The sequence below is a fragment of the Pseudoalteromonas 'SMAR' genome, assembly GCF_048515945.1.
Classification (GTDB): Bacteria; Pseudomonadota; Gammaproteobacteria; order Enterobacterales; family Alteromonadaceae; genus Pseudoalteromonas.
The window spans coordinates 189-11,698 of the sequence record NZ_JBLWMW010000042.1; the positions used below are offsets into that span (position 1 = coordinate 189).

Annotated in this window: 11 protein-coding genes; 9 read left to right on the forward strand and 2 right to left on the reverse strand. The window is 46.0% G+C overall.

Annotated elements, in window-relative coordinates; all coding sequences use genetic code 11:
• Positions 1-605 precede the first annotated feature (605 nt).
• Positions 606-1,076 carry a hypothetical protein gene (locus tag ACNKW2_RS15595; protein WP_419149385.1) on the reverse strand — a complete coding sequence of 157 codons (471 nt, stop codon included), beginning with the start codon at positions 1,074-1,076 and terminating at the stop codon, positions 606-608.
• A 92-nt stretch (positions 1,077-1,168) separates the two neighbouring features.
• On the opposite strand from ACNKW2_RS15595, the gene ACNKW2_RS15600 reads away from it, so the two are divergent.
• Positions 1,169-1,552 carry a response regulator gene (locus tag ACNKW2_RS15600; protein ID WP_419149386.1) on the forward strand — a complete coding sequence of 128 codons (384 nt, stop codon included), beginning with the start codon at positions 1,169-1,171 and terminating at the stop codon, positions 1,550-1,552.
• A 104-nt stretch (positions 1,553-1,656) separates the two neighbouring features.
• On the opposite strand, the gene rpsT is transcribed toward ACNKW2_RS15600, so the two are convergent.
• The gene (rpsT, locus tag ACNKW2_RS15605) at positions 1,657-1,917 is read right to left on the reverse strand and encodes a 30S ribosomal protein S20 (RefSeq protein WP_336566954.1); all 261 of its coding nucleotides are present in this window, start codon (positions 1,915-1,917) and stop codon (positions 1,657-1,659) included.
• 592 nt (positions 1,918-2,509) lie between these two features.
• Here rpsT and murJ point away from each other — a divergent pair.
• The 8 genes from murJ (at position 2,510) to ACNKW2_RS15645 (ending at position 11,502) form a co-directional block, all read left to right on the forward strand.
• Positions 2,510-4,072, forward strand: a complete 1,563-nt coding sequence (gene murJ, locus ACNKW2_RS15610; RefSeq protein WP_419149387.1) for a murein biosynthesis integral membrane protein MurJ — start codon at positions 2,510-2,512, stop codon at positions 4,070-4,072.
• Between the two features lie 68 nt (positions 4,073-4,140).
• Positions 4,141-5,067 carry a bifunctional riboflavin kinase/FAD synthetase gene (gene ribF, locus ACNKW2_RS15615; protein ID WP_419149388.1) on the forward strand — a complete coding sequence of 309 codons (927 nt, stop codon included), beginning with the start codon at positions 4,141-4,143 and terminating at the stop codon, positions 5,065-5,067.
• 21 nt (positions 5,068-5,088) lie between these two features.
• On the forward strand, positions 5,089-7,917 hold the full coding sequence (gene ileS, locus ACNKW2_RS15620; protein WP_419149389.1) for an isoleucine--tRNA ligase: 2,829 nt from the start codon (positions 5,089-5,091) through the stop codon (positions 7,915-7,917).
• 9 nt (positions 7,918-7,926) lie between these two features.
• Complete coding sequence (gene lspA / locus ACNKW2_RS15625; protein WP_336566949.1) at positions 7,927-8,430, forward strand: signal peptidase II; 504 nt, start codon at positions 7,927-7,929, stop codon at positions 8,428-8,430.
• The gene (gene fkpB / locus ACNKW2_RS15630) at positions 8,427-8,867 is read left to right on the forward strand and encodes an FKBP-type peptidyl-prolyl cis-trans isomerase (RefSeq protein WP_336566948.1); all 441 of its coding nucleotides are present in this window, start codon (positions 8,427-8,429) and stop codon (positions 8,865-8,867) included. The genes lspA and fkpB overlap by 4 nt, the downstream gene beginning before the upstream one ends.
• Positions 8,867-9,796: a 4-hydroxy-3-methylbut-2-enyl diphosphate reductase gene (gene ispH, locus ACNKW2_RS15635; RefSeq protein ID WP_419149390.1), complete on the forward strand. Its 930-nt coding sequence runs from the start codon at positions 8,867-8,869 to the stop codon at positions 9,794-9,796. The genes fkpB and ispH overlap by 1 nt, the downstream gene beginning before the upstream one ends.
• A 12-nt stretch (positions 9,797-9,808) precedes the next feature.
• A complete protein-coding gene (locus ACNKW2_RS15640; RefSeq protein WP_419149391.1) occupies positions 9,809-10,819 on the forward strand; it encodes a sensor histidine kinase in 1,011 nt (336 codons plus the stop codon).
• The gene (locus tag ACNKW2_RS15645) at positions 10,816-11,502 is read left to right on the forward strand and encodes a LytR/AlgR family response regulator transcription factor (protein ID WP_419149392.1); all 687 of its coding nucleotides are present in this window, start codon (positions 10,816-10,818) and stop codon (positions 11,500-11,502) included. Before ACNKW2_RS15640 ends, ACNKW2_RS15645 begins: the two co-directional genes overlap by 4 nt.
• The last annotated feature ends 8 nt before the right edge of the window (positions 11,503-11,510 follow it).

The window sequence follows — 11,510 nt, forward strand, 5'->3', positions numbered from 1 at the left end:
GAAAACGTGGTAGTTCAGTTGGTTAACTCTTGCCTTAGGGAATAGCGGCCTGTCAGGCTGAGAGACGTGGGATCGAGTCCCGTCCACTCCGCCAGTTTGCAAATTCCTCCAAGCAAACTGATTATAAATTCTCCCTTTTTTAAAATTCTTTCAAAGTTTTTAGCTTTACTCTTTCGCTTGTACGTTTGAGTTTGTACCTTAGAAAACGTGGTAGTTCAGTTGGTTAACTCTTGCCTTAGGGAATAGCGGCCTGTCACCCTAGGGAGGCGGTTCGACGGTTCGACGGTTCGACGGTTCGACGGTTCGACGGTTCGATTCGAGTCCCACCCACTGTGTTAGTTTGCAAATTTCTCTAAGCCACCTTCTTGCCTCAAATAGACCACTTAACTAAGCGGATTGATATAAGAATTGGATACCCTTGTTAGGAAGTAGCACTGCAGGAGTAAGTTTTTCCTCATGCTTGAAAAGAGAAAGGCGCCATATAGGAAGTGTGGTGAGTGGCTGTTAATAGCAGAGGGAGCATGCAAATGCTTGTCGTAGAGAAGAGGGGAGAGGTAATGCGATATCACCTCTTAGCGTGTTTATGGCTTGTCAGTTGTTATCTGTTAGCCTGACACCAACTTCATCATGGCCGCTATAAAACCTTGTTGTTTGATGATTTTATACTTTTGGCAGCTGTCTGGATTTTTTAAATCGTGACAAAGATATAGAGTGTTGCGATCCAGGGCAGATTTGGCATGCAGGTTAGAATCAAATAGCATTGGGCTAACCCCTGGCAGTCCTGGCCAGTATACACTTTCAGCCACTAAGCCAAGCTTTTCATAGGTAATTAACTGAGGCTTAGGGAACAGTATAAACACAACAGCTAAAACAGCAGCAACTAGCCATTTTGTTTTACTTTTGGGCTTCTCTGACTCCATTGCAGCCTGTTGTGCTTGCAAGGCGGCAGCTTGTTGTGCTTTTATTGCAGCGGCTTGCTGAGGTGACGGTCGGCGGTTTTTACTGTTGCTGGGGCGCTTTTTTTTAGGTGGCTGAGCTTGGCCTAAAAGCGATTGTTTTTTTGATGGTTTTGCCATGCTTAAAGTAGCCTTTTAGTTGCAGGTCTCTATAATACTTCTATGCTGAATATAATAGCGCACTTTTACACGACAGCCTACGGGAAAGGACTATGGATCAAAGTATCTCGATTTTAATTGTTGATGATGTAGGAACAGTTCGCAGCTTTTTGCATCAAACACTCATGCATATTGGCATCGATCATGTTAAGGAAGCGTCAACCGCAACACAGTGTGTAAAGTCTTGTGAAGAAGAACATTTTGATATTGTTTTTTTAGACATAGAGTTACCCGACGGTGATGGCAAAGAGCTGATCGCGACCTTAAATGATATCAACCCCAACATAAATGTTGTCATGGTATCGGCTCACTCCACGGTGGATAACGTCAAAGACGCCATTGAGCGTGGTGCTAAGGGGTTTGTGGTTAAGCCATTTTCACCGAAGAAAATTGCCGCCATGCTGAAAAAGTTCTATCCAGATTTAGAAATAGCATAACGCTTAGAATAGATGTATCCCTGCTGACAAAGAGTTTGCCGGTGGGGGGAGTTTTAGGCATAAAAAAACCGACTAAACGTCGGTTTTTTCAATCCAGCAACAAATTAAAGCGCTTTGATCTTAGCAGCTAGGCGGCTCTTATGACGAGCAGCTTTGTTTTTGTGGATTAGACCCTTAGTTGCGTAACGGTCTAGGATAGGTGTTGCAACTGCAAATGCTTGAGTTGCAGCTTCTTTATCACCAGCTTCAATAGCAGCGATTACTTTTTTGAAGTATGTACGCATCATTGAACGACGGCTTGCGTTGTGCTTGCGACGCTTTTCGCTAGTGATAGCGCGTTTTTTTGCAGACTTGATGTTAGCCAAGGTTTGCTCCTAACAATCTTAAAATAAGCTTAATTTAAAGGCCGAGGAATATGCCTGTTTTAATCGCAAAAGTCAATCAAAATTTAACAAGCGCGGCCTAATGTTCATTACCCAAGATACCACTTGGGTTATTCTCTATCCTTAACCTGACTGTGAAAGGCTTGGCTTATCGCGAAAGCAACCATCGCAGTCTTGGATTAAGTACACCCGTAATATCCCAACAGATACTTATTATGTGAGGAAAGATTCCTCTCTAAGTGCCTCGAACATCTCAGGTTTGAACTAAAGTATTATACCAATCCGCATTAATACTTGCTCAATTTGAGGGAGTAAATTTGACGCTAACTGCGTTAAAAATTTCTTATTTAGAACAACTAAATAGCAAAATTTTCGCCTTGTTATCGACAGAATTTTCTTGCCTCAAATGGACCACTTAATTAAGCGAATCGGTATTAGCCCAAGATCCCACAAGTGAAATCGGCATACCTCAGTTAATGGCGCTATTGTAGCAAAGCTGAAAGACTGCGCCTAGTGCTAAATGCGCTGTGTCTGTGGCATAATTTGCCGCAATTCACAGAATTAAGGAGTTAAGGTGGCAAAAGGGTTATTCAAATCAGGCATGATTGTCAGTGCCATGACCATGATATCGCGTATTTTGGGGCTGGTTCGCGATGCCGTGGTGGCCAATTTACTTGGTGCTGGACTCGCCGCGGACGTTTTTTTGTTTGCCAACCGCATTCCTAACTTTTTACGTCGACTATTCGCCGAAGGGGCGTTTGCCCAAGCCTTCGTGCCAGTGCTGTCTGAAATAAAAGAGCAGCACGGTGACGATAAGGTGCGTATTTTTGTGGCCCAAGCGGCAGGTACGCTAGGAACCATTTTACTGCTGGTGACCTTGCTTGGGGTCATTGGCTCACCAGTGATTGCGGCACTGTTTGGCACCAGCTGGTTTATTGATTGGTGGCAAGGTGGCGGGGATGCTGAAAAGTTTGTTTTGGCCAGCGCACTATTGAAATTAACCTTTCCCTATTTATTTTTTATTTCTTTGGTTGCGCTCAGTGGCGCTGTGCTCAATGTTTACAACCGCTTTGCAGCCGCAGCGTTTACTCCTGTGTTGCTGAATGTGGCCATTATCTCTTGCGCTATTTTGTTGCACGATACCTTTAGCGAGGGCGCCTACGCGTTGGCACTGGGCGTGTTTATCGGTGGCGTGGTGCAGTTACTGTTTCAATTGCCTTTCTTATTGCGACTGAACGTCTTAAGCCGGCCCAAGTTTGCTTGGCATAGCCCGGAAATTAGCAAAGTAAGAAAACTGATGATCCCCGCCATGTTTGGGGTGTCGGTAAGTCAAATTAACCTGCTGCTCGATACGGTGATTGCTTCTTTTTTAGTGACCGGATCTATTGCTTGGTTGTATTACTCAGACCGCTTAATTGAATTTCCATTAGGCTTGTTTGGTATCGGTATTGCTACGGTGATTTTACCGGCATTGTCTAAGTTGCACGCAGGGCAAAAGCTGCAGGACTTTCAAAAAACTCTAGACTGGGGAGTGAGGTTTGTTATTTTTCTTGGTTTGCCGGCCATGCTGGGTCTAATGGTGATTAGCCCACTTATTATTGCGGTGCTGTTCGGCCACGGTGAGTTTGTGTCACAAAATGCAGATAACATAGACAAGGTGAGCATGGGAGTTGCAGCATACTCCGTCGGCTTATTGAGCTTTATGTTGATTAAGGTGTTGGCGCCGGGGTTTTATGCTCGTCAAGACACCAAAACCCCAGTAAGAATCGGCATTATCACCATGGTTTTAAACATGGTGTTTAATTTGATTTTAGCGCCATTTATTGGCTATTTGGGGTTAGCACTGGCCACCTCGCTGTCGGCTTCGTGCAATGCTTGGCTATTATACCGCAGGTTGTCACAGCAACAGGTTTATCAGTTCAGCGCCTTTTCATTACAGTTTACCTTTAAGTGTCTTTTTGCTGCTCTGTGCATGGCCACTGGAGTGTATTATCTCAGTATTCAGTTTGCTTGGCTTAGCTGGAGCTTAGTGGATCAAATTACACTGCTTAGTGGCCTAATGGCGGTGGCAATGGTGAGTTACTTTGGTTTACTTTACTGCTTGGGTATTAGATTACACACAATCAAAGAGGCTTGATTCGCATTTTCAACTAACTTGGGTATAATCGGGCTCTTTGATATTTGCTGCACAAAGGCACGAGCACTATGCAACTAATCCGAGGGATCCATAATATTCGACCGCATCATTTCGGTTGCGTGTTGACGATTGGAAACTTTGACGGAGTTCATCTTGGACATGTAGAGGTTTTGAAGGGGCTCATAAGCGACGCAAAACACTACCAATTGCCGAGTACGGTGATGTTGTTTGAGCCACAGCCGCTTGAGTTTTTTGCCAAAGACCGAGCACCTGCCAGGTTAACGCGATTGCGCGATAAACTGGTGTTATTAAAAGAGCTCGGAATTGAGCGGGTTATTTGCGTTAACTTTAACAGTAAATTTGCCGCGCAAGATGCAGAGCAATTTATAAAACAGGTGTTAGTTGCTAAGCTTGGCACTAAGGCATTGACTGTCGGCGACGATTTTCGTTTCGGCCGTGAGCGCGCCGGGGACTTTGCCATGCTAAAGCGAGTGGGCGAGCCTTTGGGTATGAAAGTGAAAGATACGGCCAGTTTTCGCAAGCAAGATTGCCGTGTCAGTAGCACATTGGTGCGCCAAGCCTTAGCGGTTGGCGACTTAAACCAAGCTCACGAAATGTTAGGTCATACATATGCCATTTCAGGCCGTGTCATTCATGGTTGGAAAAAAGGCAGAGAGCTGGGCTTTCGCACGGCCAATATCGCCCTTAAACGGCAGGTTAGTCCGGTAAAAGGGGTGTATGCAGTGAAAGCGACAGTGAAGCAACAGAGTTATTACGGTGTTGCCAATGTAGGTAACAAACCGACGTTAAATGGGACTAAAGCTTTATTAGAAGTTCACCTGTTTAACTTTAGTGAGACCATTTATGGTCAATTTATGAAAGTGGAGCTCATAGAAAAGCTTCGCGATGAACAAAAATTCGAAACACTGTCTCAGCTTACAGAGCAAATCAGCCGCGATGTTAGCGCAGCTAAACAGTGTTTTTCTTTAACGTAGCCGATACGGAAAGTAGGATAAATGAGCGACTACAAACATACTTTAAATCTTCCGGAAACCGAGTTTCCGATGCGTGGTAATTTGGCGCAACGCGAACCAAAGATGCTAAAAAAATGGTATGAAGCTGATCTATATGGTCAGATCCGCACAGCGAAACAAGGTAAAAAGCCATTTATTTTGCATGACGGTCCTCCCTATGCAAATGGTAATATTCACCTTGGTCACTCAGTAAATAAAATCCTCAAAGACATTATTATTAAATCTAAAACCCTTGCCGATTTTGACGCACCTTACGTGCCTGGCTGGGACTGTCATGGTTTGCCTATCGAACTGCAAGTAGAAAAGAAAGTCGGTAAGCCTGGCAAAAAAGTATCGGTTGCTGAGTTCCGTGAAAAGTGCCGTGAATACGCGAAAAAGCAAGTTGAAGGGCAAAAAACAGACTTTAAACGTTTAGGTGTGTTAGGCGATTGGGACAAGCCGTATTTGACCATGAACTTTGACTTTGAAGCCAATGCCATTCGTGTATTAGGTCGCATCATCAAAAATGGTCACCTGCACAAAGGCGCTAAGCCGGTCCATTGGTGTACAGATTGTGGATCAGCTTTGGCAGAAGCCGAAGTCGAATACCAAGATAAACAGTCACCTGCTATCGACGTTAAGTTTACCTTTGTTGATCAAGCTGCGGTAATCGCTGCTTTTGATTTGGCTGCAGGGCATGAAGGCAAAGGCCAAGTAAGCACAGCAATTTGGACCACCACACCGTGGACTCTGCCTGCTAACCGCGCGGTTGCCGTTCATGGTGGCCTTGAATATGCTCTGGTACAAATTGAAGACGAAGGCCAAGAGCAGCGTTTAGTGCTGGGCTCAGAGCTGGTTAACGACGCCGTTGATCGCTTTGGCTTTAAGCATTACCACGTGTTGGGTTATGTCAAAGGTGAAGCACTCGAAAACCTCCGTGTGGGTCACCCATTCTATGATTTTGATGTCCCCGTTATTCTTGGTGAGCACGTCACCACTGATTCAGGTACCGGTATCGTACATACCGCTCCAGGACACGGTCAGGAAGACTTCAGTGCCGGTCTAGATTATGGTCTTGAAGTGGCAAACCCAGTAGGGGCAAATGGCGTTTACTTACCTGACACACCGCTGTTTGCAGGCCAGCACGTATTTAAAGCCAACGATAATGTTATCGAGGTACTGACTGAGAAGGGCGCTTTGCTACGTCATAAAGCGCTAACGCACAGTTACCCTCATTGTTGGCGCCATAAAACACCGATTATCTTCCGTGCCACACCACAGTGGTTCGTTAGCATGGATCAAGCGAATCTGCGTGCCGATTCACTGAACGAAATTAAAAAGACACAGTGGCTACCTGAGTGGGGCGAAAGCCGTATTGCCAACATGGTTGAAGGTCGTCCTGACTGGTGTATTTCACGTCAACGTACTTGGGGTGTGCCAATTGCTTTATTTGTTGACAAAGACACCGGCAATTTACACCCAGATACCGAGTCTTTGATTGAAGCCGTCGCCAAGTTGGTGGAAGAAAAAGGCATTCAAGCTTGGTATGACCTCGAGCCAAGTACTTTGCTAAGCGAAGCTGATGCTGAGCAATACATTAAAGTACAAGATACCCTTGATGTTTGGTTTGATTCTGGTGTTACACACGCCTGTGTTGTGGATGCTCGAGAAGAACTGAGCGGACCGGCGGACCTTTACTTGGAAGGCTCTGACCAACACCGTGGTTGGTTTATGTCATCGATGATGACGTCGGTGGCGATTAATGGCCATGCGCCTTACAAACAAGTCCTTACCCATGGCTTTACTGTGGATGAGAATGGCCGCAAGATGTCAAAATCACTGGGTAACGTTATCTCGCCACAAGATGTGATGAATAAGCTGGGCGCTGATATCTTGCGTTTATGGGTGGCTTCAAGTGATTACAGCGCTGAAATGACGGTGTCGGATGAAATCTTCAAGCGCTCTGCAGACCGTTATCGCCGTATTCGTAACACCAGCCGTTACTTGTTAGCTAATTTAAGTGGTTTTGATCCGAAAACCGATTTGGTTGCCATTGAAGATATGGTTGAGCTGGATCGCTGGATTGTTTCCCGTGCTGCGCAATTACAAACAGAAATCACCGCAGCTTACGACAAGTATCAGATGTTACAAGTGACACAAAAGCTGATGAACTTCTGTACTGGTGAGCTAGGCTCTTTCTACTTAGATGTGATTAAAGATCGCCAATACACAGCGAAAAGTGACAGTCATGCCCGTCGTTCATGTCAGTCTGCCTTGTATCATATTGCAGAAGCCATGACTCGTTGGATGGCACCGATCATGAGTTTCACTGCCCAAGAGATTTGGGAAGTGCTACCAGGTGAACGTGGTGACTTTGTGTTTGCTGATACTTGGTACGATGCCATTGAGGGGGCGACTACCGGTTCATTAGACAATGACTACTGGCAAAACCTTCTTGCTGTGCGTGACGAAGTTAACCGTGTATTAGAAAATGCTCGTAAAGAAGAGGTGATTGGTGCCACTTTGCAAGCAGAAGTAACCCTATACACAGGCAGCGACTTAGCCGAGCAGCTCAATGCGATCGGTGAAGAATTGCGTTTCGTATTACTGACTTCAAAAGCAAAGGTTGAAGTGGTAGACAGTCAGCCTGACGGCACTGTGGCTTCGGAGATTGAAGGACTGTTCATCCAGGTTGCAGCGACTGACGCACAAAAGTGTGAGCGTTGTTGGCATTATTGTGATGATGTTGGTCAGCATGAACAGCATCAAGACATTTGTGGCCGCTGTATTAGTAACGTTGAAGGCGAAGGCGAGCAGCGCCAATTTGCCTAGGAGTAAAACGTGACACAAACGACACGCAAAAGTGGTCTAGTGTGGTTATGGTTAAGTCTACTGCTGTTTGCAGTAGACTACCTGACAAAAGCACTAGTGATGGCTGAGATGAAGCTGTATGAGTCTATCGACATTCTGCCTATTTTTAACCTAACCTACATGCATAACTATGGTGCGGCGTTCAGTTTTTTAAGTGATGCCGGTGGTTGGCAACGTTATTTTTTAAGTGCCATTGCCATCGTTATTAGCACCCTTTTAGTATTTTGGTTACGCAAACTGCCTGCTTCAAACTGGAAGCTCGGCATGGCTTACGCCATGGTATTAGGTGGTGCAGTAGGCAATTTGTATGACAGGATCATCCATGGTTACGTCATCGACTTTTTGCATTTTTACTACCAAGATTGGCATTATCCCGCCTTTAACATAGCCGACATGGCGATTGTAGGCGGTGCTGCACTACTAATTTTCGATGCATTTACCAGTGGTGATCAGCCACAGGAGAAAAATTCGTGAGTGAACAAGTTATTGGAGCAAAATCGGAAGTATTGTTCCACTTTTCTATCAAATTGGAAGATGGCTCGGCTGCTGATTCAACCAAAGTCCACAATAAACCGGCAAAGTTATTTATGGGCGATGGTAGCCTCACAGAGAACTTTGAAAAGTGTTTATTAGGGCTGCAGGCCGGTGATGAAAAATCATTTGAGCTGGCGCCAGAAGATGCCTTTGGGCAGCCTAACCCAGATAATATTTATTACGTCGATAGAAGCAAATTTGGCGCCGACACCCCAGCTGAGGTTGGCACCATTATCGCTTTTACTCAACCGGATGGTACTGAGCTACCTGGTTTGGTGAGAGAGGTTGCTGGTGACTCTGTGACCATCGACTTTAATCACCCTTTAGCTGGGCAAAGAGTGACATTTGAAGTGGAAATCCTTGAGGTGAAAAACTAATGGAGATTTTGCTGGCCAATCCAAGAGGCTTTTGTGCTGGAGTCGACCGTGCAATTAGTATTGTCGAACGCGCGCTGGATATTTTCACCGCGCCTATTTACGTACGTCACGAAGTGGTGCATAACAAATACGTTGTGGATGGCCTGAAATCACGTGGCGCAGTGTTTGTTGAAGAGCTCGATGAAGTGCCTGATGACAGCATTGTTATTTTTAGCGCCCATGGGGTTTCTCAGCAAGTGCGCAATGAGGCCAAACGTCGCGAGTTAAAAGTGTTCGATGCCACTTGCCCGTTGGTTACAAAAGTGCATATGGAAGTCACTCGCGCGAGCCGCAAAGGCATTGAGTGTGTTCTGATTGGTCATAATGGTCACCCCGAAGTTGAAGGTACCATGGGCCAGTATGATAACGCTGAGGGCGGGATCTACTTGGTAGAACAACCTGAGGACGTGGCTAAGCTGCAAGTAAAGAATCCTGATAACCTTTTTTATTGCAGTCAAACTACCTTGTCTGTGGATGACACCGCAGATGTTATCGATGCCTTACGTGCTAAGTTTCCTAACATCAGTGGCCCGCGTAAAGACGATATTTGCTATGCCACGCAAAACCGCCAAGATGCGGTACGCGACTTGGCCGATAAAGTCGACTTACTGCTGGTTGTGGGGGCAAAAAATAGCTCTAACTCAAACCGCTTGCGTGAACTGGCAGTGAAGATGGGAACTCAAGCTCATCTAATTGATGACGCCAGCTCGATTGACCAAAGCTGGTTTGCCGAAGTGGCTAAAGTTGGCGTTACTGCCGGAGCATCAGCGCCAGAAGTGTTGGTGCAACAAGTTATTTCTCGCCTTAAAGATCTTGGCGGTCAAGAGGTGGTAGAAAACCCAGGCCAAGAAGAGAACGTTGTGTTTGCCGTTCCGGTTGAACTCAGGTAGGGAGCCGAGCCGATGGCAACGTCTATTCGGTTGTTATCTGCATTATTAAATGAGCGAGGTGTGCTAGCGCTGCTGGTCACCTCGCAGCTCCTAGCCTTTATCTACACCCTCGCAGGCAATCTGCCATTTTGGCAATCTCTCGGTCTCACCAGTTTATTTATTCATTTTACCGCGTTTTGTGCACTGGCCATATTGTCGCTGTTAAAGCGTTTCTGTGAACGTTTACCGGATTGGCAGGAAGCCATTTTAGTGATCAGTGTGTTTGTAAGCTGTAGCGCCATAACGAGCCTAGTGGTGCCTAGTGCCTTTGCGTTGCTCGGTTTTATTGATGACGGCCGCTTTACCCTTGACGTGGGCCGCAATATGGCAATTTGTATTGCTGTGGTAACCCTGTTTGTGCATTTTCTCGCGATCTACCGAGATAACATGGGTAATGTTAAAGCACTGTCTGAGGCCGAGTTAATCGCATTACAGGCACGGATCCGACCGCACTTTTTATACAACGCATTAAATACCGTGGCAGAGCTCTGCCACGTGGATAGCAAAGCGGCGGAGCAGGCCGCACTGAATTTAGCTGAGCTGTCAAAAGCCGCCATGGCCAACAAAGCTGCAGTCACACTCAACCATGAAATTGCACTGTGTCAATCTTATATAGAATTAGAAAAGTGGCGTTTTGCTGAGCGGTTACGAGTGACATGGCAGGTGGAGCCGGGACTTGATGAACAACGTATTCCTAGTTTAATATTGCAACCTCTACTTGAAAATGCGGTGATCCATGGTGTCGAGCCGAGCCCAAACGGTGCAGATATCGAAGTAACGATAGCAACAAACGCGGCAATGCTGTGTATCAGCGTTAAAAATAGCTTTAATCTCGAGCAGCCGCTCGCCCACCAAGGTCATGGCATAGGCCTGGATAACATTCGTCGTAGGTTGTATTTACAGTACGGTCAGGCGGTTGACTTTACAGCGCAGCCACAACAAGATAGCTTTATTGTGCATTTTAAGATCCCCTTGTCATCATGACCATTAACTACCTTGTAGTGGACGATGAACCCTTAGCCAGAGCGCGTGTTAAAAGAATGATGTCTGACCATCAGGGGTTTTCATGTGTTGGCGAAGCGGGCAGTGCCGCAGAAGCCGACGCCCTACTTGAGCGCCACTCCGCGGCACTGGTTTTCATTGATATTTCAATGCCGGGGCAAGATGGTGTGAGCTTTGCTCAGCAGTTGCGACAACGTTTCCCTCGAATTAAGCTGGTTTTTCTTACCGCCCACCCTGAGTTTGCTTTACAAGCTTTCGAGCTGCACGCCAACGGCTACTTGGTCAAACCTTTGGCGGCAGATAAGCTCGCGACATTACTCACTACCATTTTTCCAACTAGCAAACTTATTGGTTATCAGGTGGGCAGTGAGCTGCGCCAGTTACAGCTAGATTCGGTTGTGGTGGCGCAAGCCGATGGCAAATACAGTAAGCTTACCTTAGCGTGTGGCAAACAGGTGTTAGTGGATCACTCGTTGAAAAACTTACTGGAAAAGTACCCTAACTACTTTGTCCAAGTGCATCGCAGTACCTTAGTTAAGCGTAAGGCCATTCAAGCATTGGACTCAAAAGGGCAGCAGCACTATGTGAAGTTAGCAGATATGGCTGAGCCAATCGAGGTGAGCCGTCGAGCATTTAAAGAACTTAAACAAGCTTTGTCCTACTGACCGTGTCC